Genomic DNA, 23,921 nt, shown 5'->3' with positions numbered 1-23,921 from the left:
AGTTATTTCAAAAGTTTGTGCTCGACCAATTTCTTGCGGAGCGTGTTTCTGTTCAGGCCGAGCCATTGCGCGGCCTTCGACTGGTTGCCCTCGGCGCGCGTCATCACGACATCGAGCAGGGGTTTCTCGACCACGCGCACGAGCATTTCGTACATGCCGTCGGGTTCGGTGCCGCGCAGATCGCGAAAGTAGCTGTCCAGACTGGTGCGCACGCAGTCCTCGATGTGTTTCTTGCTCATTGCTTCTTCTCTTCTTCTCAATCGACGGCGCAAGCCGCCTCCTCTTCACCAGACAGCTCGCTGTCTGCCTCGTGCTGCACGGGCATGCGTTCCATGCGGTCCGCCAGCCCGTCGAAATAGTCGCCGACCGCGCGCAACTGCTCGCCGCAGTCCTCGATGGTGTTCATGCGCGCGCGAAACGCCTCGCCCTCGGGCAGGGTGCGCACGTACCAGCCGATGTGCTTGCGCGCCGTGCGCACGCCGCTGTAGTCGCCGTACAGCGCATAGTGCTCCACGAGGTGGTCGAGCAGCAAGCGGCGCACTTCCGCCACCAGCGGCGGCGCGCGGTGCGTGCCGGTTTCCAGGAAGTGCGCGATCTCGCGGAAGATCCACGGCCGGCCCTGCGCGGCGCGGCCGACCATCACCGCGTCGGCGCCGGTGGCCGCGAGCACGTCGCGCGCCTTCTCGGGCGAACGGATGTCGCCGTTGGCCACCACCGGCACGCGCACCGCGGCCTTCACGGCGGCGATGGTGTCGTATTCGGCGTGGCCCTTGTAGCCCTGCTCCCGCGTGCGGCCGTGCACCGTGAGCATCTGCACGCCGGCCGACTCGAAGTCGCGCGCCAGCTTCACGGCGTTGCGGTGGTCGTGGCTCCAGCCGGTGCGCATCTTCAGCGTGACCGGCACATTGAAGGGCCGCGCTGCATCGACCACCGCCTGCACGATCTCCAGCGCCAGCGGCTCGTCGCGCATCAGCGCCGAGCCCGCCCATTTGTTGCAGACCTTCTTGGCCGGGCAACCCATGTTGATGTCGATGATCTGCGCGCCGCGCTCGATGTTGTAGACCGTGGCCTCGGCCATCATGTCGGCGTCGGTGCCTGCGATCTGCACCGCAATGGGGCCCGGTTCGCCGTCATGGTTGGCGCGCCGTGATGTCTTGAGCGTGCCCCAAAGCTCCTTGCGCGACGTGACCATCTCGCTGACCGCGTAGCCCGCGCCCAGCGCACGGCACAACATGCGGAAGGGCCGGTCCGTCACGCCGGCCATGGGCGCGACGAACAGGCGGTTTTCCAGCGTGTGGTTGCCGATCTGCAAGGTCATTTGGGAGGAAGCGGTGCGCGTTCGGCTGCTGAAAAATGAGGCACGATTGTAGCCACGTGGCATTTCAGCGACTGAAACGATTTGCGCCTGGGTACCCGTGAAAACACGGGTGCGTGCCGGGGCCTTATCCCACGCGGGCGCGACGTGAGCGCTGCCTATACTGCGCGACCTTATGCAAGCCTGGCTCGACTCCCTCCTGGCGCTGATGGCGCTGCCGCAGTACGGTCTCTCGACCCTGTTCGTCGCAGCGTTCGTCTCGGCGACCCTTCTGCCGGTGGGCTCCGAGCCCGTGCTCTTCGGCCTGCTCAAGCTCAACCCGGACATGTTCTGGCCGGCCATCGCGGTCGCGACGGTGGGCAACACGCTGGGGGGCGCGGTCGACTGGTGGATGGGCTACGGCGCGCACAAGGTGGCCGACAAATACTCGCACTCGAAACACCATGTGCGGGTTTTGGGCTGGCTGGAGAAGCTCGGCCCCAAGGCCTGCCTGCTGAGCTGGCTGCCGCTGGTGGGCGATCCGCTGTGCGCGGTGGCGGGCTGGCTCAAGCTGCCGTTCTGGCCCTGCTTGGCCTACATGGCCATCGGCAAGTTCCTGCGCTACGTCACCATGACGGTGGCGCTGCTGCAGATCTTCTGATCGGCTTCGCGCCGCCGCGTCCCGCCCCGCCCCGTTTCAGCTCAGCAGGCCGTAGGGGCCGCCGCGCTCGAGCGCTCTCTTGTACGCCGGGCGCGCGTGGATGCGCTCCAGGTAGGCCATGAGCTTCGGCCGCTTCGCGTCGAGTCCGCCGCGCGCCTGCGCTGCCTCCACCGGGAAGCTCATCTGGATGTCGGCACCGGTGAAAGCGTCGCCGGCGAACCACTCGCTCCTGCCGAGCTCGGCCTCCATGAAATTCAGGTGGCTCACGATGTTCGGATTGATGAACGCCGACTTCGTCTTGCTCGCGATGGCCTTGGCGATCGGCTTCGCGAAGAACGGCATCTTCGTGGTCTCGATGCGGTCGAACACCAGCTTGAGCAACAGGGGCGACATCGCCGAGCCTTCGGCGAAGTGCAGCCAATAGCGATAGCGCACCGCATCCGGCGTGCCCGGCGCGGGCGCGAGGCGGCCGTTGCCGAAGCGCTCGATGAGCGTCTCCACGATCGCCCCCGACTCCGCGAGCGTGAGCCCGTCATCCGTCGTCACCACCGGTGACTTGCCCAGCGGATGCACGGCCCGCAGCGAAGCGGGCGCCAACATGGTCTGCGGATCGCGCTGGTAGTGGACGATCTCGTAAGGCAGCTCGAGCTCTTCGAGCAGCCAGAGCACGCGCTGCGAGCGCGAGTTGTTGAGGTGGTGGACGGTGAGCATTGGGGCGGGGCTTGTGGAGAAATTCAGGGCGCGCGAAGTCTACCGAACAACGCCTATTTCACGCCCGCCTTGCGCAATTCCTCTGCAGTGATGCGGACCGGCTTCTGATCGCGCTGCACAACGATGGCGGTGTCCGTGCGAACGGCCGCCTCCCGCGCCGCCCGGGCCGCGCGCCGAATCGCTATCAGTGAAGCGGCCAGATCCTTGTCCTTGGCCTGCATGAGCTGTTCACGGGTCATGGTGCTTCTCCCCATTCGATGAGATCCGGCTCTTCGCCAGCGTTGTCGTATAGCGCCCAGGCATCCACCGCAGCGCGGTACCGGTCGTCGAAATTCCGGCGCCCTGCCTCGAAACGGCGGCGAATCACATCTTCAGGAATGTGATGGCCTCCCTGCCGCACGCGTTCCGCCACCCGAGCAATCGCAAACTCCGCCGTCGGAAGCGCCAGAAAGAACAGGCTCACGTGATAGCCCAACTTCCTCCAGGCGCCAATATGGCGCAGATAACCCAGCCCCGACAACGTGGTCTCGAAAGCAAAGCTCTCCCGGCGACGCACGCACTGGGCAATCTCCTCGAGCATCAGGCGCCCGGCCTTGATGGCCTCCGCCTCGGGCGCAAAGGGCGACAGCCCGGCCGCGATCAGGTCAGCATTGATGAAACGGGAAATCCGAGCTTCCTGGGGCAGGAAAGCGCGGGCGAAGGTTGTCTTGCCTGCGCCGTTCGGCCCCGCGATGATGACGATCTTCGAATGGCTCATCGGCGGGACATCTGCGCCCGGGGTATCAGGAACTGAACAGGAAATTCATCACGTCGCCATCCTTCACGACGTATTCCTTGCCTTCCGAACGCATCTTCCCCGCGTCCTTGGCGCCCTGCTCGCCCTTGAAGGCGATGTAGTCCTCGAAGGCAATGGTCTGGGCGCGGATGTAGCCCTTCTCGAAGTCGCCGTGGATCACGCCGGCGGCCTGCGGGCCGGTGTCGCCGATGTGGATGGTCCAGGCGCGCACTTCCTTCACGCCGGCGGTGAAGTAGGTCTGCAGGCCCAGCAGCTTGAATGCCGCGCGGATCAGGCGGTTCAAGCCCGGCTCTTCCTGGCCGATCTCGGCGAGGAACATCTTCTTGTCTTCGTCGTCCATCTCGGCCAGGTCGGCTTCGATCTTGGCGCAGATGGCGACCACTGGCGCGCCCTGCCTGGCGGCGTATTCGCGCAGGCGGTCGAGATACGGGTTGTTCTCGAAGCCGTCTTCCGACACGTTGCCCACGAACATCGCGGGCTTGGCGGTGATGAGCGTGAAGCTCTTGACCAGCGGCAGCTCTTCCTTGGTGAACTCGAGCGCGCGCACCGGCGTGTTCTCGTTCAGCGCGGCCTGGCAGCGCTCGAGCAGGCCGACCAGCTTCTGCGCGTCCTTGTCGCCGGAACGGGCGACCTTGGTGTGGCGGTGCAGCGCCTTCTCGACCGTGGCCAGGTCGGCCAGGCAGAGTTCGGTCTGGATCACTTCGATGTCGGAGATCGGGTCGACCTTGCCGGCCACGTGGATCACGTTCTCGTCGTCGAAGCAGCGCACCACGTTGACGGTGGCGTCAGTCTCGCGGATGTGCGCCAGGAACTTGTTGCCCAGGCCTTCGCCGGTGCTGGCGCCGGCCACCAGGCCGGCGATGTCCACGAACTCGACGATGGCGGGCACCACGCGCTCGGGCTTGACGATCTCGCTCAGCTGCGCGAGCCGGGGGTCGGGCACTTCCACCACGCCCACGTTGGGCTCGATGGTGCAGAAGGGATAGTTCTCCGCCGCGATGCCGGCCTTAGTCAGCGCATTGAAAAGGGTGGATTTACCGACGTTGGGCAGGCCGACGATGCCGCATTGCAAACTCATGGGAGGTCCTCTTGGGTAACCGGCGATTTTAGGCGAGCATGGCTGCATGCCCGCCCGGCAGGTCTTGGAACCGCTTCTTGCAACCCTGTCATCCGCTCCCGGAAAGCTCAGGGTTAGCCCCGATGGGCAAACGTTTGCGCAAACGTTTCCCTTGGTTAACATCGGGGCCCCCGGCAAAGACCGGCGTACCGCTTTGATCAACCACCCCAGGAGACATCCACCATGAAATTCACCCGCCGTACCCTGCAAAGCGCTGCTGCATTGATGCTGCTGGGCGCCATCGCCGGAACGCCCGCCTTCGCCCAGGACAAGCCGAAGGTCGCGCTGGTCATGAAGTCGCTGGCCAACGAGTTCTTCCGCACCATGGAAGACGGCGCCAAGGCGCACCAGAAGGCCCATGCCTCCGAATACACGCTGGTGGCCAACGGCATCAAGGACGAGACCGACACCTCCGCCCAGATCAAGATGGTCGAGCAGATGGTGGCGCAGAAGATCAACGCGCTGGTCATCGCGCCGGCCGATTCGAAGGCGCTGGTGCCGGTCATCAAGGCCGCCATCGACAAGGGCATCCTGGTGGTCAACATCGACAACCAGCTCGACGCCGCCGCGCTCAAGGAAAAGGGCATCCAGGTGCCGTTCGTCGGCCCCGACAACCGCGCCGGCGCCAAGCTGGTGGGCGACGCGCTCGCCAAGGAGCTGAAGTCGGGCGACAAGGTCGGCATCATCGAGGGCGTGTCGACCACCTTCAATGCGCAGCAGCGCACGCTGGGCTACCAGGACGCGATGAAGGCCGCCGGCGTGACGGTGGTGGGCGTGCAGTCCGGCCAGTGGGAAATCGACAAGGGCAACACGGTGGCCGCCGGCATGATGCGCGAGCACCCCGACCTGAAGGCGCTGCTTGCGGGCAACGACAGCATGGCGCTTGGCGCCGTGGCCGCCGTCAAGGCCGCCGGCAAGACCGGCAAGGTGCTGGTGGTGGGCTACGACAACATCGGCGCCATCAAGCCGATGCTGGCCGACGGCCGTGTGCTCGCCACGGCCGACCAGTTCGCCGCCAAGCAGGCCGTGTTCGGCATCGAGACCGCGCTGAAGGCCATCGCCGACAAGAAGAAGCAGGCCGACATGCCCGCCGAAGTGAAGACCGACGTGGTGCTGGTCACCAAGTCGTCCAAGTAAAAACAATCTCCCGACCGAAGAAAAGAGCCTCCGTTGACCGCACCCGCCGCAATGAACGACAACCGCGCCCAGCCCGTGCTCACGCTGAGCACCATGGGCAAGGACTATGCGGCGCCGGTGCTGGACGACGTCTCGCTCGTGCTCAACGCCGGCGAAGTGCTGGCCCTCACGGGCGAGAACGGCGCCGGCAAGAGCACGCTGTCGAAGATCGTCTGCGGCCTGGTGCAGCCCACGCGCGGCCAGATGCTGCTCGACGGCAAGCCCTTTGCGCCCGGCTCGCGCCGCGACGCCGAGCGGCTTGGCGTGCGCATGGTCATGCAGGAGCTGGGCCTCGTCACCACCCTCTCGGTGGCCGAGAACCTGCTGCTCGACCGCCTGCCCAACAAGACCGGCTGGATCCGCCGCGGCAAGCTGCACGAGCTGGCCGCGCGCCAGCTCGCCAAGATCGGCATGCAGAACATCGACCCGGCCACGCCGGTGGCGCGGCTGGGCATCGGCCAGCAGCAGATGGTGGAGATCGCGCGCAACCTGCAGGACGACACGCGCGTGCTGGTGCTCGACGAGCCCACCGCCATGCTCACACCGCGAGAAACCTCGCACCTGTTCGAGCAGATCGACCTGCTGAAGGCGCGCGGCGTGGCCATCGTCTACGTGTCGCACCGCCTCGAGGAACTGCAGCGCATCGCCGACCGCGTGGCGGTGCTGCGCGACGGCCGGCTGGTGGACGTGCGTGCAATGGCCGGCGTGCGCGAATCCGAACTGGTGCAGCGCATGGTCGGCCGCGCGGTGCACGAGCACGAAGGCCGCGAGCGCCGCACCGCCGGCCCGGTGCTGCTGAGCGCGCGCGGCATCGGCCGGACGCAGGTCGTGCGCGACGTCGACATCGACCTGCGCGCGGGCGAAGTCATGGGCCTGGCCGGCCTCGTCGGCTCGGGCCGGACCGAACTGGTGCGGCTGCTGTTCGGCGCCGACCGCGCGGACCGCGGCGAGATCACCCTTCATGAAAACGGCCAGCCCGCGCAGCACGCGCGCAAGGGCTGGCGCTCGCCGATGCAGGCCATCCGCGCCGGCATCGGCCTCGTCACCGAAGACCGCAAGTCGCAGGGCCTGCTGCTGACGCAGTCGATCCGCGTGAACGCCACGCTCAGCGACCTCGGCGCCATTTCCCACGCCGGCTGGCTGCAGCGCGCCAAGGAGCGCGGCATTGCGCAGAAGCTGGTGGAACTGCTGCGCATCCGTTCGCGCAGCATCGAACAACCGGTCGCCACGCTCAGCGGCGGCAACCAGCAGAAGGTGGTGTTCGCGCGCTGGTTGCACCGCGAATGCAAGGTGCTGCTGCTCGACGAGCCCACGCGCGGCGTGGACGTGGGCGCGCGCGCCGACCTGTACGCCGAACTCGACCGCATGACCGACGCCGGCAAGGCGCTGCTGATGGTGTCGAGCGACCTGCGCGAACTGATGGCCATGTGCGACCGCATCGGCGTGATGAGCGCCGGCCGGCTGGTGGCGGTGTTCGAACGCGGCGAATGGACCGAACAATCGCTGCTGGCCGCAGCATTCAGCGACGCGGCCGGACGCGCCGCCAACAATCCGCCGACGGCATCCCCCGTTTCCGATTCGACCCCGGTCACCGCCGACACACAATGAACGCCGAAGCCTCCACGAAATCCACCCCGCCGTCCTCGCCCTCCGCACTCAAGGGCCAGCTCGGCACCTACCTGGGCCTGACGGTCGTGCTCGTGGGCATGATCGCGCTCTTCGGCTCGCTCAGCGAATACTTCCTGACGCGCGAGACCTTCGTCTCCATCGCCAACGAGATTCCCGCGCTGGCCGTGATGGCGGTCGGCATGACCTTCGTGCTGATCATCGCGGGCATCGATCTTTCCGTCGGCTCGGTGCTGGCGCTGAGTGCGGCCGTCACGGCGGCGGCCATCCTCGAATGGAAGCTGTCGGTGCCGGTGGCCGCGGCGCTCGGCCTCGCCACCGGGCTGGTCTGCGGCACGGTCACCGGCGCGGTGTCGGTCGCGTGGCGGCTGCCGAGCTTCATCGTCTCGCTGGGCATGCTCGAGGCGGTGCGCGGCGGTGCCTACCTGGTGACCGATTCGCGCACGCAGTACGTGGGCGACGCCATCTCGGGCCTGGCCGCGCCGTGGATCGGCGGCATCTCGGCCGCCTTCGTGCTGGCGGTGGTGCTGGTCGTCATCGGGCAGCTGGTGCTCACGCGCACGGTGTTCGGCCGCCACGTGGTGGGCATCGGCACGAACGAAGAAGCGATGCGCCTGGCAGGCGTCGACCCGCGCCCGATCCGCATCATCGTTTTCGCGGTCACCGGGCTGCTGGCCGGGCTCGCGGGCCTGATGCAGTCGGCCCGCCTCGAAGCCGCCGACCCGAATGCCGGCGTCGGCATCGAGCTGCAGGTGATCGCGGCGGTGGTGATCGGCGGCACCAGCCTCATGGGCGGACGCGGCTCGGTCATCAACACTTTCTTCGGCGTATTGATCATCGCGGTGCTGGAGGCCGGCCTCGCGCAGGTGGGGGCCAGCGAGCCGAGCAAGCGGATCATCACCGGCGCGGTGATCGTCGTGGCCGTCATCATCGACACGTTGCGCCAGCGCCGTGCCGAACGCCGGCTGGCCTGACGGCACCCGCCAACCAGGAAAAGGACAAGCCCCATGGCCACCATCAAGGACGTCGCGCTCAAGGCGGAGGTTTCGGTCACCACCGTGTCGCACGTGGTGAACGACACGCGCCACGTGAGCGCCAAGGTGCGCGAGCGCGTGGAGCTCGCCATCCGCGAACTGGGCTATGTGCCCAACGCGATGGCGCGCAGCCTGAAGAGCAACACCACTTCGACGCTGGGCATGCTGATTCCCAACAGCTCGAACCCCTACTTCGCCGAGATCGTGCGCATCGTGGAAGACCGCTGCTTCGGCGCCGGCTACACGCTGGTGCTGTGCAACACCGACGACGAGCCCCACCGCCAGAGCGTCTACCTGCAGGTGCTGGCCGAGCGCCGCATCGACGGGCTGATCGTGGTGTCGACCGGCGCGGGCGACGAGGAATCCCTGATGAAGCAGCTGCGCGGCCTGCGCATGCCCACGGTGCTGGTCGACCGCGAGATCGCCGACCCGGCCTGCGACCTGGTGGAGACCGCGCACATGCAGGGCGGCCTGCTCGCGGTGCGGCATCTGCTGTCGCTGGGCCACAAGCGCATTGCCTGCATCGGCGGGCCGGTGGGCGTGATGCCGAGCGAGCAGCGCATCGAGGGCTGGCGCATGGCGCTGGCAGAGACCGGCGCAACGCCCGACATCGCGAATGCGCAAGCGCTGCTCTGGCGCGGCGGCTTCACCAGCCAGGGCGGCTACGAGGCCATGCACGCCATCCTGCGCACCGAACAGAAGCCGTCGGCGGTGTTCGTCTGCAACGACCTGATGGCCATCGGCGCGCTGCGCGCCGCGCACGAGAGCGGCGTGCGCGTGCCGGACGATCTTTCGATCGTCGGCTTCGACGACATCGAACTCTCGGCCTACACCAGCCCGCCGCTCACCACGGTGGCGCAGCCCAAGGAGCGCATCGGTGCGCTGGCGGTCGACATGCTGCTCGAGCGCGTCGGCGGCAAGCGCCGCGATGCGCGCAAGGTGGTGCTGCAGCCCGAGCTGCGCGTGCGCGCCTCGACTGCGCGGCACGCGAGTTTCCGCGAGCCCGCCGCCCCCGTTCCGGCCGAAACGCCTTCCACGCAAACCCGAAAGTCCCGCACCCCGTGAGCCTGAAGCCTTCCTCCAGCAGCCCAGCCCGGGCCCCGCGCATCGTGGTGCTCGGCAGCCTCAACATGGACCTGGTGCTGCGCGTGCCGCACGCCCCGGCCGCGGGCGAAACCCTGCTCGGCCATTCGATCGCCACCATCCCCGGCGGCAAGGGCGCCAACCAGGCCGTGAGCTGCGCGCGCGAGGGCGCTCAGGTGCGCATGATCGGCTGCGTCGGCGACGACGCGCACGGCTCGGCGCTGCGCGATGCGCTCCAGCGCGACGGCATCGACACCGCCGCCCTGCGCACCGTGGCCGGCGAGCCCACCGGCACGGCGCTGATCCTCGTGGAGGACAGCGGCCAGAACCGCATCGTGCTGATTCCCGGCGCCAACGCGCGCCTGGAGGTCGACGAAGCCGCGCTGGCGCAGCAGGTGCAGGGCGCGGCCTTCCTGGTGGCGCAGTTCGAGACGCCGCTGGACCAGGTGGCGCGCGGCATCGCCGTGGCGCATGGCGCGGGCTGCAAGGTGATGCTCAACCCCTCGCCGGTACAGCCGATCGCCGAGCCCCTGTGGCCGCTGATCGACACGCTGGTGGTCAACGAGATCGAGGCGCAGGCGCTGTGCGGCCAGTCCGCCGACAGCCCGCAGGAAGCGGCGCAGGCCGGCCGGGCGCTGCGCGCCAAGGGCATCGCGCGCGTGGTCGTCACGCTGGGCGCGCGCGGCGCGGTGGCCGTCGATGCCGACGGTGCGCGCCACCATCCCGCGCCCAAGGTGCAGGCGGTCGACACCACGGCCGCCGGCGACACCTTCCTGGGTGCGCTCGCGGTCGCGCTGGGCGAAGGCCAGTCTTTCGACGACGCCGTTCGCCTGGGCATCCGCGCCGCCGCGCTGTGCATCCAGCAGCCGGGCGCCCAACCCTCCATTCCGCAGCGCGACGCCGTTCTGCTGAGCCCGCTGCCGCCCGACTGGATCACGCTGTGAAACGTTCTCCCCTGCTGCACGCCGAACTCTCCCATGTGATCGCCTCGCTGGGTCACGGCGACATGCTCGTGCTCGGCGACGCCGGCCTGCCGATTCCCGACGGCCCGCGCCGCATCGACCTGGCCGTGGCGCGCGGCGTGCCGCGGCTCGACGAGGTGCTGCAGGCGGTGCTGTCGGAGATGCAGGTCGAAGGCATCGTGGTGGCCGACGAAGCGCTGGACGACGCGAAGAATCCGCCGGGCTGGTATCCGCAGTCGCTGGGCATCGCGCCGCAGACGGTAGCGCATGAAGAATTCAAGCGCCGCACCGCGAAGGCCCGGGCCATGGTGCGCACGGGCGAATGCACGCCCTACGCCAACATCATCCTGATCGCTGGCGTGAAGTTCTGAAGCGGCACCGCCCGGGCGCCGCCGGTCATTCGAATTTGTAGTTCGCGCCCACCGGCTGGCCGACCTTGAGCACGTGCTCCACGCCCCGGATCACGATGCAGTTCATGCCGAAGGTGATGCCGCCGTCCACGCGCGGATCGGCGCGGTAGGTGCGCAGGGTGTTGCCGACCTCGGGGCTGCTGACGGCGGTGGCCGGGTCGATGTCCGGGATCGGGCAGCGCGTGCAGGGCTTGACGGGGCGGAGTTCGGCTTCGCCCTCGCCGGTGGCGATGTGCAGCGCGTCCACCCGGTCCTCGTCGTGCGACTCGATGCCCGCCAGCACGATGTTGGGCCGGAAGCGCTCGATGCCCACGGCATCGTGGCCCTGCGCGGCAAGGCGCTCGTTCAGCTCGGCCAGCGAGCCTTCGCTCGCCACCAGCACCGGGTAGCCGTCGGCGAACTGGTTCTCGGCCTCGATGCCGCCGGTCCACTTCAGGCTGGACAGGCGCTTGTGTTCCGGGTCGAAGCGCACGAGACGCAGGGTCTGCGGCTTGCCGGGCTCCGACAGGAAATCGCTGAACCACTGCGCGGCGATGTCGCCCATGTCGTAGGCCGCCACTTCGTCCTTCCAGACGCGCACGCGCACCGGTTTCTCGACGCGGTCGAAGGCCAGGTGCAGCGCCAGCATGCCGGGGGCGCGCAGAACCACTTCCATGTGCTTCATCTGCGGCTTGATCAGCGCCATGCGCGGCAGCTGCCGCTGGGTGACGAATTCGCCCTGGGCGTCGACCACCATCCAGGCGCGGTCGAATTCCAGGCCGGTCTCGGTCAGCAGCACCTCGGGAAGCTCGACCCCGCCGCAGGACTTGACCGGGTAGATGAACAGGCGCGCGATGGTGGCTTCGAGGTCGAAAGCGGGCTGGGACACGGTGGGGGTTCCTTGGAAATCGGCGGCAATTGTCCCGCAGCTTTGGAAAGTACCCTGAGCCGTTCCGGGGATACTGCGGGACCGGCTCCGCCGGGCCGCTGGTAGCGCCCCCGCGAGGGGGCGGGCGTAATCCATACAATCGTTTCATGGCTCTCCCCCCAGAAGTTTGCATTCGCGGCGCCGGCATCGTCGGCCGCACGCTGGCCCTGCTGCTCGCGCGCGAGCGTGTGCGCGTCGCGCTGGTGGTGCCCCCGGCCACGCAGGGCAAGCAGGACGTCCGCGCCTATGCGCTGAACACCGCCTCCCGCACGCTGCTCGAATCGCTGCGCGCCTGGCCCGACGCCGCGCACGCCACGCCGGTGCGCGAAATGCTCGTGCACGGCGACGAAGGCGGCCGGGTGCATTTCAGCGCCACGCGCCAGAAAGTCGACGCGCTGGCCTGGATCGTCGACGTGCCCGCGCTCGAGCAGCAACTGGCAGACGCCGTGCGCTTCCAGCCCCTGATCGAAGTCGTGGCCGAGCCGGTCGCCGCACCGCTCACCGTGGTGTGCGAAGGCAAGGCCAGCGCCACGCGCGAGGCGCTCGGCGTGAGCTACGAGGTCACGCGCTATCCCCAGCATGCGATAGCGGCGCGGCTCGAGGCAGAGCAGTCGCACGACGGCATCGCGCGCCAGTGGTTCAACGACAAGGGCGAGGTGCTCGCGCTGCTGCCTCTGGGCGGCGTGCACGGCAGGACGGTCGCGCTGGTCTGGTCGGTCGACCAGTTGCGCGCACCGGCCCTGCTTGCGCAAGGCGACGAAGAATTCAATGCCGCGGTCACCGAGGCCAGCCGCGCGGCGCTCGGTGCGCTCAAGCTCACGAGCGAGCGCGGTGCCTGGCCGCTGGCCCGCGCCATCGCCGATCGCTGGACCGGCGCCATGCCCGGCCAGCCGGCCCGCTCCTGGGCGCTGGCGGGCGACGCCGCCCACACGGTGCACCCGCTCGCCGGCCAGGGCCTGAACCTGGGCCTGGCCGACGCCTCTGCGCTGGCCGATGTGATCGAGAACCGCGACTACTGGCGCAGCGTGGGCGACGCGCGCCTGCTGCGCCGCTACGAACGCGCCCGCCGTGCCGACGTGCTGCAGATGAGCCTGGCGACCGACGGACTGCAGCAACTTTTCTCGCACAACCTGGGGCCGCTGCCTGCATTGCGCAACTGGGGCATGCGCGGTTTCGACCGCACGCGCCTCGTCAAGCACTGGATCACGGCCCAGGCGATGGGCCTGAAGGCCTGACGCCCCGCCATCTTCTCGAATCGAACCAACGGATCTCCCGATGACACTCGCACGCAACCTCCTACTCGCCGCCTGCACGCTGGGCGCGGTCGTGGCCGCCACAGCCGGCGAAGCCGAGATCCGCAAGAACCTGCCGGCGCGCATTCCGCAGTTCCCCGCCATCGACGAAGTGTCGAAGTCGCCGATTCCGGGCCTCTACGAAGTGCGCGTGAACAGCTCGCAGATCTTCTACACCGACGAGCAGGGCAACTACCTGATCCAGGGCAACCTGATCGACGTGAAGTCGCGCAAGAACCTGACCGAGGAACGGGTCGAGAAGCTCAGCGCCGTCGCCTTCGACCAGCTGCCGCTGAAGGACTCGATCAAGATCGTGCGCGGCAACGGCAAGCGCAAGCTCGCCGTGTTCGAAGACCCGAACTGCGGCTACTGCAAGCGCTTCGAGAAGGACATGAAGACGGTCGACAACGTGACCGTTTACCTGTTCCTGTACCCCGTGCTCGGCCCCGATTCGAACATCAAGTCGCGCGACATCTGGTGCAGCAAGGACAAGGGCAAGGCCTGGGGCGACTGGATGGAGTCGAGCACCCGTCCCGCCACCGCGCCCAGCAGCTGCGACGTGACCGCGCTGCAGCGCAACGTCGAGTTCGGCCGCAAGTACAACATCACCGGCACGCCCACGCTGATCTTCAGCGACGGCACGCGCACGCCCGGCGCCATTCCCGCAGAGCAGGTCGAGAAGCAACTCGCCGCTTCGTCGAGCTGATGGCGACGAAGGCTCCTGCGCGGCGCAGTACCGCCGCTACCGCCGTGCCCGTGGCCGGCGTGCGCTTTCGCGTCGAATGCGCGGATCTCCATGCGCGCCTGTTCGGGGTGACGCTGACCATCGACGCGCCCGCCGCGCAGCAGCGCGTGTCGCTGCCGGTGTGGATTCCGGGCAGCTACCTGGTGCGCGAATTCGCCAAGAACCTGCAGGGCCTGCGCGCCACGCAGGGGCGCCGCAAGCCGACGCTGACGCAGCTCGACAAATGCAGCTGGCTCGTCGAATGCACGCCCGGCCAGCCGCTGGTGCTGAACTACCAGGTCTGCGCCTACGACAACTCGGTGCGCACCGCCTGGCTCGACGCCGAGCGCGGCTTCTTCAACGGCACCAGCGTATGCCTGCGGGTCGAAGGCCAGACCGACGCGCCGCATGCGCTGGAGATCGTCGCGCCCGTGCTGCCTGAGGATGCCGCGCGCTGGTCCTGCGCCACCGCGCTGGTTCCGCTCAAGACCGACAAACACGGCTTCGGCAGCTACCGCGCCGCCGACTACGACGAGCTGGCCGACAGCCCGGTCGAACTGGGCGCCTTCTGGAGCGCCGATTTCGAAGCCTGCGGCGTGCCGCACCGCTTCGTGGTGGCGGGCGCCGCAGCCTCGTTCGACGGCGACCGGCTCATTGCCGACACCAAGGCCATCTGCGAAGCAGAGATGCGCTTCTGGCACGGCGACAAGGCCGGCAAGCGCGGCGGCCCGAAGCTGCCGATCGACCGCTACGTGTTCATGCTCAATGCGGTGGACGACGGCTACGGCGGGCTCGAGCATCGCCACTCCACGGCGCTTATCTGCAACCGCCGCGACCTGCCGCAGCGCGGCGAGAAGAAAAAGCAGCCCGAGGGCTACACCACGCTGATGGGCCTCATCAGCCACGAGTACTTCCACACCTGGAACGTCAAGCGCATGCGGCCCGCCGAGTTCGCGCGCTACGACTACAGCCAGGAAAACTACACGCAGCTGCTGTGGTTCTTCGAGGGCTTCACCAGCTACTACGACGACCTGCTGCTGCGCCGCGCCGGCCGCATCGACGACGCGGCCTACCTGCGCCTGCTGAACAAGACCATCAACCAGGTCATGCAGACGCCGGGCCGGCTGGTGCAGCCGGTGGCCGACGCGAGCTTCGACGCCTGGGTCAAGTACTACCGCCAGGACGAGCAGACGCCCAACAGCACGGTGAGCTATTACACCAAGGGCGCGCTGGTGGCGCTGTGCTTCGACCTCACGCTGCGCCATGAAGGCAAGGGCACCCTTGATGACGTGATGCGCCACCTGTGGACGCACAGCGGCGGCGGGCCGATCAGCGAAGCCGACTTCGCGGCCGCGCTGGAGGCCGTGAGCGGCCGCTCGTATGCGGCGGAACTCGCGCGCTGGGTGCATTCGACCGAGGAGCTTCCGCTTGCGCAGCTTCTGCGTGCGCACGGCGTCGCCACGCTGGAAGACCCGTCGCAGCAGGCGCAGGTACTGGGCCTGCGCGTGGCCGAAACCAACGGCAGCGTGCAGGTCAAGGTGGTGCTGCGCGGCGGAGCGGCCGAGAAGGCCGGCTTTTCGGCGAACGACGAGTGGATCGGCATCGAGCTGCCTGCTGTCGGCCGGAAGGGCCAGCAGCGGCCGGCGCAAGCCTGGCGCATCGCCAAGCTCGACGACCTCGCGCTGTACCTGGGCGATGCGACGAAGTTCACGGCCATCGTCGCGCGTGACCGCAAGCTGCTCAGGCTGCCGCTCGCGCTGCCGGCCAACGCGACCACCTGGCGCCTGTTCGCGCACGATGCCGCCAAGGCGGCGGGCTGGCTGGCCGGCTAGCTAGGCGTTTTCCGGCGCGGCCGGGTGCCGCACGAACATCATCGGCTGCGGCTCCCCGACCAGCACGCAGGGCTTGCCGGTCCTGCGGCAGTGGTCCTGCACGCGCCAATAGGCGCCGTGGCTCACGCAGCCGGTCTGGCAGATCACCAGGTCGGCGGCACGCAGGCTGGCTTCGAGCGCGGGATCGTCCGCGTCGGCACCGCCGTCGTGGTGCAGGTAGCGTCCTCCCGCGATTTCGACCAGCTGGCGTGCGAGCGACGGCGCCTGGTCTTCATGGCCGACGCAAAGCACGGCTTTCTCGCGCAGATCGGCGGGCGCTTGCGGCCGGGACGGCCGCAGATGGCGCCGGCTGCCCGGCGACAGCAGCGCATTCAGCCGCTTGGGCAGCGCCCCGCCCGCGGCGGCACGCGCGGCCAGCTCCTCGCGCACGATGGCAACGGCCGAATCGCGCGCCACCAGTGCGCCGCGTAAACGGACGATCTGCGCCTCGAGCCTTTCGACCAGCGCGGCCTGCTCGGCCAGCAGGCGCGAGCAGCGCTCCTGGGCCCGGGCATAGGCCCGCAGCAACACGGCATGTTCTTGCATCGGGAACTCCATGGCGGGCATTCTAGATGAGAGTAATTCTCAACTGAAGTCCATTTGGTGATTAGTGCGAAACCGACTTCGAGAACACGTTCACCACCACCACGCCCGCGATGATCAGCCCGAGCCCCGCGATGGCCGGCCCGTCGAGCTTCTGGCCGAACCACAGCCAGCTCACGAGCGAGATCAGCACGATGCCCACGCCCGACCAGATCGCATAGGCGATGCCGGTCGGAATGGTGCGCAGCGTCAGCGAGAGGAAGAAGAACGCGACCACATAGCCGGCCACCGAGGCCAGCGTGGGCCACAGCCGCGTGAAACCATCCGAGCCCTTGAGGAAACTGGTGGCGATCACTTCGGCCACGATGGCGACGAACAGGTAGGCATAGTTGGAACTCATGGCGGGCACTCTATGGGAACTCGCCATGCCCTGCCACCCGCGCCGGCCATGCTGGGTATAGTGAAGCGCGTTTTTCTTCCCCTTCCCCGGAGACACCATGAGCTACGAAAACATCGAAGTGCGGACCGAAGCAGGCAAGGTCGGCATCATCACCCTCAACCGCCCGAAGGCCCTGAATGCGCTGAACGACGCGCTGATGACCGAACTGGGCCAGGCCCTGAAGGCCTTCGATGCGGACGATGCCATCGGCTGCATCATCCTCACCGGCAGCGAGCGCGCCTTCGCGGCCGGCGCCGACATCGCGGCGATGGCCAAGTACAGCTTCATCGACACCTACAAGGGCGACTACATCACGCGCAACTGGGAAATCATCCGCTCGATCCGCAAGCCGGTGATCGGCGCGGTGGCCGGCTTCGCGCTGGGCGGCGGCTGCGAGCTGGCGATGATGTGCGACTTCATCATCGCGGCCGACAACGCGAAGTTCGGCCAGCCAGAGATCAAGATCGGCGTGATCCCCGGTGCCGGCGGCACGCAGCGCCTGCCGCGCGCGGTGGGCAAGAGCAAGGCCATGGACATGGTGCTCACGGCACGCATGATGGACGCGGCCGAAGCCGAGCGCGCCGGCCTCGTGAGCCGCGTGGTGCCCTTCGAGAAGCTCGCCGACGAGGCGCTGGGCGCGGCGCTGATCATCTGCGGCTTCTCGCAGATCTCGGTGATGGCGGCCAAGGAATCGGTCAACCGCGCCTTCGAGAGCGGCCTGAGCGACGGCGTGATGTTCGAGCGCCGGCTGTTCCACGCGCTGTTCGCCACGCAGGACCAGAAGGAAGGCATGGACGCCTTCCTGAACAAGCGGCAGCCGGACTTCAAGAACGCCTGAGGGCGGATGCGCGCGGCCGGATGTGCGTTCCGGTCAGCGCGTGAGCAGCGCGCGCAGCGCGTCGAGCGCCTGCGCGGGCGGCGTGCCGACCAGCGCGGTGCCGCCGGGCTGCGGCGTCCAGCGCACCTGGCCGCCGGCGAGCTCCAGCACGGCGACGAGCGTGCTGCCGCGATAGAGCGAAAGACGCGCCTCGACCGGCGCGGCGAGTGCTTCGCCGGGCGCCGTCGCCGAACGGGCCACGGTGCCAACGAGCGCGGGCAAGCCTTCGATGTCGCCGCGCGCGTGGCGCACTTCGGCGCCTGAGCCCGCGAAGCTGAAGGACGTCCACCTGTCCAGCGCAGTGAAGCCCGCCGGGCCTTCTGCCCGCAGGACCGACTTGGGTACTGCAGCGCGCGGAGCGGGGGCGCGCTGCAGCGCGCCGGAGGCGTCTGCGCTCGCGTTGTCGCCTTGCGGCGGTGGCAGCGGCGCGATGGCCGGTGCAGGCGCTGCAGGCGCTGCAGGCGCTGCAGGCGCTGCAGGCGCCGGAGCCTCCGCCGAATAGGCGCGCCGGCGTTCGTTTTTCAAGCGCTCTTCACGTTGCTCGTCGCTGCGCGAGGGAGCGGCCTGCTCAGCCACTGCGGCTGAAGGCGATGCAGGCGCCGGCGCGACTGGCGCTGGGGCAGCCTGCAATGGCGGCGCGGGGCGGCGAACGGCATCCGCGCCGGCATCGCGCTGGGCCTGCGCTTGTTTCTGTTCGGCGGCGGGCGCTTTTTTGGCGGCAACAGATGGCGGCGATGCCGGTCGAGGCGCAGGCGCGGCAGCCGCCGGCGGTTCCGCAGGAGGCGCGGCCTCTGCCGCCGGTTGAGCCGGCGCAGGCGCAGGTGGGGCCGCCGCTGGAGCCGCAGCGCCGGCAACGCGTGCCTCGCCATCCAGCTGTGCATCCGGCACCGGCTCGCGATGCCACAGCACCGTCACGAAAGTCGCCAGCAGCACCGTGGCGAACGCCGCATTCCAAGGCATGCGCGAACGCGGCTCCCCGCCACCACCGAAGACACGGCGCCACCACGGCACGGCGCTCGCGCTGTTGGCGGCGGTGTTGGCGACGGTGTTGGCGACGGTGTTCTGCGCGGCCGGCACGGTGGCGGCAAGGTTGTGCGCCATCTTCAGGATGGCATCGCGCGTGCGCGGGTCGGGGGTTGCGTCGCTGTCGGGCGCATGGTCCAGCGCGCGGCGCAGGGCCGGGTCGCGCAGGTCGCGTTCATCGTCGCGGTCGAAACCGGTGGTGCCGTTGCCGCTCATGCTCGCTGCTCCAGCACCGCAAGGTAACGCGCCATGCAGCCGCGCAGCTTCTGCAGGCCGTAGCGCAGGCGGCTGCGCACGGTCTCGAAACCGATCTCCAGGCTCGCGGCCAGCGCCTCGACGGTCAGGCCGTCTTCGTGGTGCAGCAGGAACGCGGCGCGCTGGTCGCTCGGGAGCTCGTCCAGGCAGGCCAGCAGCCGGCGGCCGGCGGCGCGCCAGAAAGCGAGCTCCTCGGCGGATGGATGCGCGGCAGCGTCCATCGCGCCGCGCACGCCGCGCTCGAGCGCGGGCACGGGATCGCCGTCGTCGTCGGGATGCGCATCGAGCGCCACTTCGCGTCCGCTCACGCGCAGGCGGTCCATCGCAAGGTTGTGTGCAATGGTGAAGGCCCAGGTGCGCCAGGCGGCGCCCTGCGGCGAGAAGCTGTCGCGCGCCGAGATGATCCGCACCCAGGTGTCCTGGAACACTTCGTCGGCCTGCGCGGCGAGCCGCGCGCCCAGCAGCCGCTTGACGAAGCGGAACAGCCCGCCCTCGTGGCGCGCATAGAGCACGTCGAACGCGGCGGCGTCGCCCTGCGCGTAGGCCAGCATCAACTGGTCGTCGGGCATGGCCTGTCGCTCGGTGGCGCTGTCGACGGAAGGGGCGCGGGGAAGCGCGGACATCGGAGGATTTTCACCCGGGCTTGTACGGACGACGAGCGGCTTCGGGGTTCGAGCCTGCAAAAATCGAATCGGGTGGCCAGCAGGCTGTTGAACTCGGGCAAAAAGCTGGGCTATAATTTTGGGCTCGGCACCAAACAATGCCGAACGGCTCTTTAGCTCAGTCGGTTAGAGCGATGGAATCATAATCCACAGGTCCGCGGTTCGAGTCCGTGAAGAGCCACCAACAATATAAGCCTTGCAAGTCATTGACTTGCAAGGCTTTTTTCTTGGCCGAAGGATAATCGGCGGCAATGCCCGCCTCCTTCCGCGCCACACCGACCACGCCTGCCGTCCGCGCAGGCCTGCGTCGTCCCGGCGCGGGCCTGATCCGCTGGGTCTTGCTGTGGTTCGCGCTGTCGCTCGGCGCGGCCATCGCGTCGCCGGTGGTGCATCCGCAGTCCGTGGAGCTGGTCTGCTCGAGCGCCGGGTCGGTCAAGGCCATCGTGCATACCGACGACGGCGCGCAGGAGCTGGGCATGGGCCACATGGACTGCCCGCTGTGCGTGCTGGCAGGCGCGCCGCCCGCGACGCCCGCGGTCGAACTTCCCGCGCTCGTGCCGCCGTGCCATGCGGTGCAGCCGGTTCCGGCCGCGCACGTCGCCGTGGGCACAGCGGCACCTCCGCCCGCGCGCGGCCCTCCTTCGCTCTCCTGACGCTTCCCGTTTCGCTCGTCCGCGCATGCGATGCCGCCGCCTGAGGGCTGGCTTCGTCGCATCGCGGTCCTCCGCACAACGCATCGATCGGCGCTCGCGTCCGGGCGCCAGAGAGCTTTTATCCATGACTCATTCCACGCTTTCACGCCGTGGCCTGCTGCTGTCCGGCGGCACCGCGCTTGCGGCCCTGGCCCTCGCCGGCTGCGACAACGGCAAAGTGCTGCCCGCCAGCTTCAACGGCGTCGACATCAGCGGCGCCACCTACGCACAGGACTTCCGCCTGACCGACCCCGACGGCCGCGAGCGCACGCTGGCCGACTTCAAGGGCAAGGCGGTGATGATGTTCTTCGGCTTCACGCAATGCCCCGACGTGTGCCCCACCGCGCTCGTGCGCGCCGCCGAGATCAGGCGGCTGCTCGGCGCCGACGGCGAACGGCTGCAGGTGATCTTCGTCACCGTCGACCCCGAGCGCGACGCGCCCGTGGTGCTCAAGGCCTACACCCAGGCCTTCGATCCGAGCTTCATCGGCCTGTATGGCGACGCGCAGAAGACCAGCGACACCGCGAAGGAGTTCAAGGTCTTCTACAAGAAGGTGCCCACCGGCTCCTCGTACCCATGGACCACTCGGCCTTCAGCTACGTGTTCGACCCCAGGGGAAAGATCCGCCTCGTGCTGCGCCACGAGCAGAGCGCGCAGGAATGCGCCGACGACCTGCGCAAGATCCTGCAGGCCTGACCTTTTCAACCATTCAAATCCAATCCAAGGAGATCCAGACCATGAAGAACCGCATTGCACACATCCTCGCCGTCACCAGCGCAGCGCTGCTGCTCAGCGCGCATGCGGCGCACGCGCAAGTCACCGTCAAGGACGCCTGGGTGCGCGCCACCGTGCCGCAGCAGAAAGCCACCGGCGCGTTCATGCAGCTGAGCGCCGCAAAGGACACCAGGCTGGTGTCGGCCAGCTCGCCCGTCACGCCGGTCGTCGAAGTGCACGAGATGGCCATGCAGGACAACGTGATGCGCATGCGCCAGATCGCCGCGCTGGACCTGCCGGCCGGCAAGGCCGTCGAACTCAAGCCCGGCGGCTATCACGTGATGCTGCTCGACCTCAAGCAGCAGGTGAAAGAAGGCGACACCGTGCCGCTCACGCTGGTATTCGAGGGCAAGGACGGCAAGCGCGAGACGGTGGAGGTGAAGGCGCCGGTGCGGGCGCTGAATGCGTCGGCGCAGCCGGCGGCGGGCCACGGCGGGCACAAGCACTGAGCGCCCCCGGCGCGGGACCGGCTGAAGGAACTACCCTGTTTCGGTGATGGCGCCCGCCCCCGGGACGCACAAGAATTGTTAATAAATATTGACAAACCATCCCCTCCCCGGCCGGCGTCTTCGTGGGCCGGATGGCCGAGGGAGGTGCATACGGGGGTTTTCAGTGCCGCTCAGCTACCTGCTCCACTTGGAGAACGCTCGCCTGCCGATGCACGTGACCGGCGCGCAGGATGTGCGCCGGGTCTCCGTCCTGAAGGCGACCGGCCTCATCGAGGCCGCCATCGACCCGGCCTACGACACCGGCAAGGGCAGCTACAGGCTGGCGCAGGACGCGCTGGTGATCTGCATCACCGACGACGGACATGCCGAGATCGACCGGCTGCGCGGCGGCGAGGGCAACGGCAGCAGCACATCGCCGAAGAAGGCATCGAACGCCAGGCTCGAGCCGCTCGACTACCTTCGCGCCATAGAAAGTTCGGCCTTCCCCCTTCGGGTGCAGGACAGGGAGGCGATCGGCTGCGTGGAGGCACTGAAGCAGGCGGGCTTCGTCGATGCGGTCATCGGCCCGGCGCTCACATGGAAGGCCGCCGACGGCGAGCCGCAGGGGCTGGCGGTGATCAAGCGCATCACGCCTTTCGGCCGGGCGCATCTGGCGCGAAGCGCGACCAGGTGATTGCGCGGCATCTGGAATTCCGGCCAATCGGCGCCGCAAGCGGTCGGCGCCAACGGCTGGGCGCGCGGCTGCCTATTCAACAGGCAACGTGGCGGGAACCCACGCCGATGCTTGCTCCGCCGATCCGACTCCCCGCACAACCCACAGAGTTGTCCACAGAAAAATCGAACAAGTCATCAAACGGTCAAACAGATGTCGTCGCCGTGTAACCCTTGAACTGCTCGCGCAGCTTCGTCTTCAGCAGCTTGCCGGTGGCGGTGTGCGGCAGGCTGTCGACGAACACCACGTCTTCCGGTAGCCACCATTTCACGACGCGCTCCGCAAGGAATGTGAGCAGTTCCTCTCGTGTCACTTCCGCCCCGGCGCGCTTGACGACAATGAGCAGCGGCCGCTCCTGCCACTTCGGATGCGCAATGCCGATCACCGCCGCTTCGGCCACCGCCGGGTGCAGGCTCGCCGTGTTCTCCAGGTCGATGGAGGAAATCCATTCGCCGCCCGACTTGATCACGTCCTTCGCGCGGTCGACCAGCTGCACATAGCCGTCTTCGTCGATGTTGGCGACGTCGCCCGTGGGAAAGAAGCCTTCGGCGTCGAGCACCGGCCCGCCCTCGCTCTTGAAGTAGCCGCTCGCGATCCACGGTCCGCGCACATGCAGGTGGCCGAAGGCCTTGCCGTCGTGCGGCAGGCGCTGGCCGTCTTCGCCGACGATCTTCAGCTCCACGCCCCACACGCCGCGGCCCTGGCGCATCTTCACGCGCAGCTGCTCTTCCTTGGGCATCGACAGGTGCTTGGGCAGCAGGTTGCCGATCACGCCGATGGGGCTGGTCTCGGTCATGCCCCAGCCCTGCACGAAGTCGGCGCCGAAGTCGCGCTCGAAGCGCTCGATCATGCTGCGCGGCGTGGCGGCGCCGCCCACGCCGATGCGCTTGAGGCCGATGACGCGGGTGTCGATTTCAGGATGCGCGTCGAAGTACTGGAACAGCATCAGCCAGATGGTGGGTACGGCCTGAGAGAAGCCGACCTTCTCGTCGCGCATCAGCTCGTACAGGCTCTGGCCGTCCATGTGCGGGCCGGGCATGACCAGCTTCGCGCCGGCCATCGCCGCTGCATACGGCATGCCCCAGGCGTTGGCATGGAACATGGGCACCGCGAGCAGCAGCGTCATCTGCGAATTGACGCCGAAGGTGTCGGGCGCGCATTCCATCAGCGAATGCAGCACGGTCGAGCGGTGCGAATACAGCACGCCCTTCGGGTTGCCGGTGGTGCCCGAGGTGTAGCAGAGCGAAGAGGCGGTGCGCTCGTCGAACTCGGGCCAGGCGTAGGCCTCGCTCTGCGCGCCGATGAGTTCGTCGTAGCACAGCAGATCGGGCACGTCGATGGCGGGCATGTGCGCGCGGTCGGTCATGGCGATGAAGGCGCGCACCGACTTCAGGCCCGGTGCGAGCTTCTCCACCAGCGGCGCGAAGGTGGTGTCGAAGAACAGCACCTTGTCTTCCGCATGGTTGACGATGTAGTCGATCTGCTCGGGAAAGAGCCGCGGGTTCACCGTGTGCAGCACCGCGCCCGAGCCCGACGCGCCGAAGTACAGCGCCAGGTGGCGATACGTGTTCCAGGCCAGCGTGCCGACGCGGTCGCCGGCCTCGATGCCCAGCGTCTTCAACGCATTGGCCACCTGCTTGGAGCGGCGCTGTATCTCCGCATAGTTTGTGCGGTGCACCGGCCCCTCCACGGTGCGCCCGACGATCTCGGCGCGCGGGTGGAAGGTGGCCGCGTGATCGATCAGCGACGAGATCAGCAGCGGGCGGTCTTGCATCAATCCGAACATGGTCTTGTCTCCTGTACGCTGGGGCGATGCTAGGCAGCCGCCGTG

At 68.2% G+C, this 23,921-nt stretch carries 26 protein-coding genes, 1 tRNA gene and 1 pseudogene; 16 read left to right on the top strand and 12 right to left on the bottom strand.

Annotation, left to right across the window (positions count from 1 at the left end; genetic code table 11):
• Positions 1-2: 2 nt before the first annotated feature.
• Positions 3-239 carry a Fis family transcriptional regulator gene (locus AC1RVW_RS11635; protein ID WP_007838304.1) on the bottom strand — a complete coding sequence of 79 codons (237 nt, stop codon included), beginning with the start codon at positions 237-239 and terminating at the stop codon, positions 3-5.
• Between the two features lie 17 nt (positions 240-256).
• Complete coding sequence (dusB, locus tag AC1RVW_RS11630) at positions 257-1,318, bottom strand: tRNA dihydrouridine synthase DusB (protein ID WP_081271096.1); 1,062 nt, start codon at positions 1,316-1,318, stop codon at positions 257-259.
• A 172-nt stretch (positions 1,319-1,490) separates the two neighbouring features.
• Here dusB and AC1RVW_RS11625 point away from each other — a divergent pair, with 172 nt between their 5' ends.
• Positions 1,491-1,955: a YqaA family protein gene (locus AC1RVW_RS11625; RefSeq protein WP_081271097.1), complete on the top strand. Its 465-nt coding sequence runs from the start codon at positions 1,491-1,493 to the stop codon at positions 1,953-1,955.
• 36 nt (positions 1,956-1,991) lie between these two features.
• On the opposite strand, the gene AC1RVW_RS11620 is transcribed toward AC1RVW_RS11625, so the two are convergent.
• The 4 genes from AC1RVW_RS11620 to ychF are packed head-to-tail and all read right to left on the bottom strand — an operon-like array spanning position 1,992 to position 4,540.
• On the bottom strand, positions 1,992-2,666 hold the full coding sequence (locus tag AC1RVW_RS11620) for a glutathione S-transferase (RefSeq protein WP_285414140.1): 675 nt from the start codon (positions 2,664-2,666) through the stop codon (positions 1,992-1,994).
• 53 nt (positions 2,667-2,719) lie between these two features.
• Positions 2,720-2,905 carry a hypothetical protein gene (locus AC1RVW_RS11615; RefSeq protein ID WP_081271099.1) on the bottom strand — a complete coding sequence of 62 codons (186 nt, stop codon included), beginning with the start codon at positions 2,903-2,905 and terminating at the stop codon, positions 2,720-2,722.
• Entirely contained in the window at positions 2,902-3,423 is a 522-nt protein-coding gene (locus AC1RVW_RS11610) for an ATPase (RefSeq protein ID WP_285414141.1), read from the bottom strand. Before AC1RVW_RS11610 ends, AC1RVW_RS11615 begins: the two co-directional genes overlap by 4 nt.
• Positions 3,424-3,448: 25 nt before the next feature.
• On the bottom strand, positions 3,449-4,540 hold the full coding sequence (gene ychF, locus AC1RVW_RS11605; protein ID WP_081271101.1) for a redox-regulated ATPase YchF: 1,092 nt from the start codon (positions 4,538-4,540) through the stop codon (positions 3,449-3,451).
• 222 nt (positions 4,541-4,762) lie between these two features.
• On the opposite strand from ychF, the gene AC1RVW_RS11600 reads away from it, so the two are divergent.
• The 6 genes from AC1RVW_RS11600 to rbsD are packed head-to-tail and all read left to right on the top strand — an operon-like array spanning position 4,763 to position 10,831.
• Positions 4,763-5,716, top strand: coding sequence for a sugar ABC transporter substrate-binding protein (locus AC1RVW_RS11600; protein ID WP_493200007.1), 954 nt, complete (start codon positions 4,763-4,765; stop codon positions 5,714-5,716).
• A 51-nt stretch (positions 5,717-5,767) separates the two neighbouring features.
• A complete protein-coding gene (locus tag AC1RVW_RS11595; protein ID WP_106936794.1) occupies positions 5,768-7,363 on the top strand; it encodes a sugar ABC transporter ATP-binding protein in 1,596 nt (531 codons plus the stop codon).
• Positions 7,360-8,355, top strand: coding sequence for an ABC transporter permease (locus AC1RVW_RS11590; RefSeq protein WP_106936793.1), 996 nt, complete (start codon positions 7,360-7,362; stop codon positions 8,353-8,355). The genes AC1RVW_RS11595 and AC1RVW_RS11590 overlap by 4 nt, the downstream gene beginning before the upstream one ends.
• Positions 8,356-8,388: 33 nt before the next feature.
• Positions 8,389-9,480: a LacI family DNA-binding transcriptional regulator gene (locus tag AC1RVW_RS11585; protein WP_081271104.1), complete on the top strand. Its 1,092-nt coding sequence runs from the start codon at positions 8,389-8,391 to the stop codon at positions 9,478-9,480.
• Entirely contained in the window at positions 9,477-10,442 is a 966-nt protein-coding gene (rbsK, locus tag AC1RVW_RS11580) for a ribokinase (RefSeq protein WP_106936792.1), read from the top strand. The genes AC1RVW_RS11585 and rbsK overlap by 4 nt, the downstream gene beginning before the upstream one ends.
• On the top strand, positions 10,439-10,831 hold the full coding sequence (gene rbsD, locus AC1RVW_RS11575; RefSeq protein WP_106936791.1) for a D-ribose pyranase: 393 nt from the start codon (positions 10,439-10,441) through the stop codon (positions 10,829-10,831). The genes rbsK and rbsD overlap by 4 nt, the downstream gene beginning before the upstream one ends.
• 25 nt (positions 10,832-10,856) lie before the next feature.
• On the opposite strand, the gene AC1RVW_RS11570 is transcribed toward rbsD, so the two are convergent.
• Positions 10,857-11,738 carry an MOSC domain-containing protein gene (locus AC1RVW_RS11570; RefSeq protein WP_106936790.1) on the bottom strand — a complete coding sequence of 294 codons (882 nt, stop codon included), beginning with the start codon at positions 11,736-11,738 and terminating at the stop codon, positions 10,857-10,859.
• A 146-nt stretch (positions 11,739-11,884) separates the two neighbouring features.
• Between AC1RVW_RS11570 and AC1RVW_RS11565 the strand changes: the two genes are divergently transcribed.
• The 3 genes from AC1RVW_RS11565 to AC1RVW_RS11555 are packed head-to-tail and all read left to right on the top strand — an operon-like array spanning position 11,885 to position 15,625.
• Positions 11,885-13,012, top strand: coding sequence for an FAD-dependent monooxygenase (locus AC1RVW_RS11565; RefSeq protein WP_493200004.1), 1,128 nt, complete (start codon positions 11,885-11,887; stop codon positions 13,010-13,012).
• Positions 13,013-13,052: 40 nt separating this feature from the next.
• Positions 13,053-13,775: a DsbC family protein gene (locus tag AC1RVW_RS11560; protein WP_081271109.1), complete on the top strand. Its 723-nt coding sequence runs from the start codon at positions 13,053-13,055 to the stop codon at positions 13,773-13,775.
• Positions 13,775-15,625, top strand: a complete 1,851-nt coding sequence (locus AC1RVW_RS11555) for a M61 family metallopeptidase (protein ID WP_106936788.1) — start codon at positions 13,775-13,777, stop codon at positions 15,623-15,625. Before AC1RVW_RS11560 ends, AC1RVW_RS11555 begins: the two co-directional genes overlap by 1 nt.
• On the opposite strand, the gene AC1RVW_RS11550 is transcribed toward AC1RVW_RS11555, so the two are convergent.
• Complete coding sequence (locus tag AC1RVW_RS11550; RefSeq protein WP_493200001.1) at positions 15,626-16,210, bottom strand: DUF2325 domain-containing protein; 585 nt, start codon at positions 16,208-16,210, stop codon at positions 15,626-15,628.
• A 61-nt stretch (positions 16,211-16,271) separates the two neighbouring features.
• Positions 16,272-16,607 (bottom strand): SMR family transporter, encoded by a 336-nt coding sequence (locus AC1RVW_RS11545; protein ID WP_093130430.1) that lies wholly within the window; start codon positions 16,605-16,607, stop codon positions 16,272-16,274.
• Between the two features lie 97 nt (positions 16,608-16,704).
• Here AC1RVW_RS11545 and AC1RVW_RS11540 point away from each other — a divergent pair, with 97 nt between their 5' ends.
• Positions 16,705-17,484: an enoyl-CoA hydratase gene (locus tag AC1RVW_RS11540; RefSeq protein ID WP_285414158.1), complete on the top strand. Its 780-nt coding sequence runs from the start codon at positions 16,705-16,707 to the stop codon at positions 17,482-17,484.
• 33 nt (positions 17,485-17,517) lie between these two features.
• Here the strand turns inward: AC1RVW_RS11540 and AC1RVW_RS11535 are convergent, their stop codons facing one another.
• Together AC1RVW_RS11535 and AC1RVW_RS11530 are read right to left on the bottom strand one after the other, a co-directional pair.
• Positions 17,518-18,762, bottom strand: coding sequence for a hypothetical protein (locus AC1RVW_RS11535; protein WP_493199998.1), 1,245 nt, complete (start codon positions 18,760-18,762; stop codon positions 17,518-17,520).
• On the bottom strand, positions 18,759-19,424 hold the full coding sequence (locus AC1RVW_RS11530) for a sigma-70 family RNA polymerase sigma factor (protein ID WP_493199996.1): 666 nt from the start codon (positions 19,422-19,424) through the stop codon (positions 18,759-18,761). Before AC1RVW_RS11530 ends, AC1RVW_RS11535 begins: the two co-directional genes overlap by 4 nt.
• 146 nt (positions 19,425-19,570) lie before the next feature.
• Between AC1RVW_RS11530 and AC1RVW_RS11525 the strand changes: the two genes are divergently transcribed.
• From AC1RVW_RS11525 to AC1RVW_RS11505, 5 genes and pseudogenes are all read left to right on the top strand, one after another.
• Positions 19,571-19,647, top strand: a tRNA-Met gene (locus tag AC1RVW_RS11525).
• A 67-nt stretch (positions 19,648-19,714) separates the two neighbouring features.
• Entirely contained in the window at positions 19,715-20,116 is a 402-nt protein-coding gene (locus tag AC1RVW_RS11520; RefSeq protein WP_493199994.1) for a DUF2946 family protein, read from the top strand.
• Between the two features lie 124 nt (positions 20,117-20,240).
• Positions 20,241-20,851 (top strand): annotated as a pseudogene (locus AC1RVW_RS11515) (SCO family protein).
• Positions 20,852-20,892: 41 nt separating this feature from the next.
• Complete coding sequence (locus AC1RVW_RS11510; RefSeq protein WP_493199992.1) at positions 20,893-21,378, top strand: copper chaperone PCu(A)C; 486 nt, start codon at positions 20,893-20,895, stop codon at positions 21,376-21,378.
• Between the two features lie 187 nt (positions 21,379-21,565).
• On the top strand, positions 21,566-22,051 hold the full coding sequence (locus AC1RVW_RS11505; RefSeq protein WP_234382314.1) for a hypothetical protein: 486 nt from the start codon (positions 21,566-21,568) through the stop codon (positions 22,049-22,051).
• 184 nt (positions 22,052-22,235) lie between these two features.
• Here the strand turns inward: AC1RVW_RS11505 and AC1RVW_RS11500 are convergent, their stop codons facing one another.
• Positions 22,236-23,876: a 3-(methylthio)propionyl-CoA ligase gene (locus AC1RVW_RS11500; RefSeq protein ID WP_493199989.1), complete on the bottom strand. Its 1,641-nt coding sequence runs from the start codon at positions 23,874-23,876 to the stop codon at positions 22,236-22,238.
• Between the last annotated feature and the right edge of the window lie 45 nt (positions 23,877-23,921).

Source organism: Variovorax sp. MPBD4-3 (genome assembly GCF_058809745.1).
Note: the sequence above shows the minus strand (reverse complement) of the source record. Positions and strands in the feature narration are given on the sequence as shown.

Bases quoted from the DNA above. Each gene is read 5' to 3' on its own strand.
- AC1RVW_RS11545 (WP_093130430.1), bottom strand. From the start codon at position 16,607: ATGAGTTCCAACTATGCCTACCTGTTCGTCGCCATCGTGGCCGAAGTG.
- AC1RVW_RS11560 (WP_081271109.1), top strand. From the start codon at position 13,053: ATGACACTCGCACGCAACCTCCTACTCGCCGCCTGCACGCTGGGCGCG.
- AC1RVW_RS11520 (WP_493199994.1), top strand. From the start codon at position 19,715: ATGCCCGCCTCCTTCCGCGCCACACCGACCACGCCTGCCGTCCGCGCA.
- AC1RVW_RS11635 (WP_007838304.1), bottom strand. From the start codon at position 239: ATGAGCAAGAAACACATCGAGGACTGCGTGCGCACCAGTCTGGACAGC.
- AC1RVW_RS11565 (WP_493200004.1), top strand. From the start codon at position 11,885: ATGGCTCTCCCCCCAGAAGTTTGCATTCGCGGCGCCGGCATCGTCGGC.
- AC1RVW_RS11530 (WP_493199996.1), bottom strand. From the start codon at position 19,424: ATGTCCGCGCTTCCCCGCGCCCCTTCCGTCGACAGCGCCACCGAGCGA.
- AC1RVW_RS11595 (WP_106936794.1), top strand. From the start codon at position 5,768: ATGAACGACAACCGCGCCCAGCCCGTGCTCACGCTGAGCACCATGGGC.
- AC1RVW_RS11555 (WP_106936788.1), top strand. From the start codon at position 13,775: ATGGCGACGAAGGCTCCTGCGCGGCGCAGTACCGCCGCTACCGCCGTG.
- AC1RVW_RS11550 (WP_493200001.1), bottom strand. From the start codon at position 16,210: ATGCAAGAACATGCCGTGTTGCTGCGGGCCTATGCCCGGGCCCAGGAG.
- dusB (WP_081271096.1), bottom strand. From the start codon at position 1,318: ATGACCTTGCAGATCGGCAACCACACGCTGGAAAACCGCCTGTTCGTC.
- AC1RVW_RS11590 (WP_106936793.1), top strand. From the start codon at position 7,360: ATGAACGCCGAAGCCTCCACGAAATCCACCCCGCCGTCCTCGCCCTCC.
- AC1RVW_RS11510 (WP_493199992.1), top strand. From the start codon at position 20,893: ATGAAGAACCGCATTGCACACATCCTCGCCGTCACCAGCGCAGCGCTG.
- AC1RVW_RS11540 (WP_285414158.1), top strand. From the start codon at position 16,705: ATGAGCTACGAAAACATCGAAGTGCGGACCGAAGCAGGCAAGGTCGGC.
- AC1RVW_RS11600 (WP_493200007.1), top strand. From the start codon at position 4,763: ATGAAATTCACCCGCCGTACCCTGCAAAGCGCTGCTGCATTGATGCTG.
- AC1RVW_RS11625 (WP_081271097.1), top strand. From the start codon at position 1,491: ATGCAAGCCTGGCTCGACTCCCTCCTGGCGCTGATGGCGCTGCCGCAG.
- AC1RVW_RS11620 (WP_285414140.1), bottom strand. From the start codon at position 2,666: ATGCTCACCGTCCACCACCTCAACAACTCGCGCTCGCAGCGCGTGCTC.
- AC1RVW_RS11610 (WP_285414141.1), bottom strand. From the start codon at position 3,423: ATGAGCCATTCGAAGATCGTCATCATCGCGGGGCCGAACGGCGCAGGC.
- AC1RVW_RS11535 (WP_493199998.1), bottom strand. From the start codon at position 18,762: ATGAGCGGCAACGGCACCACCGGTTTCGACCGCGACGATGAACGCGAC.
- AC1RVW_RS11615 (WP_081271099.1), bottom strand. From the start codon at position 2,905: ATGACCCGTGAACAGCTCATGCAGGCCAAGGACAAGGATCTGGCCGCT.
- ychF (WP_081271101.1), bottom strand. From the start codon at position 4,540: ATGAGTTTGCAATGCGGCATCGTCGGCCTGCCCAACGTCGGTAAATCC.
- AC1RVW_RS11585 (WP_081271104.1), top strand. From the start codon at position 8,389: ATGGCCACCATCAAGGACGTCGCGCTCAAGGCGGAGGTTTCGGTCACC.
- AC1RVW_RS11500 (WP_493199989.1), bottom strand. From the start codon at position 23,876: ATGTTCGGATTGATGCAAGACCGCCCGCTGCTGATCTCGTCGCTGATC.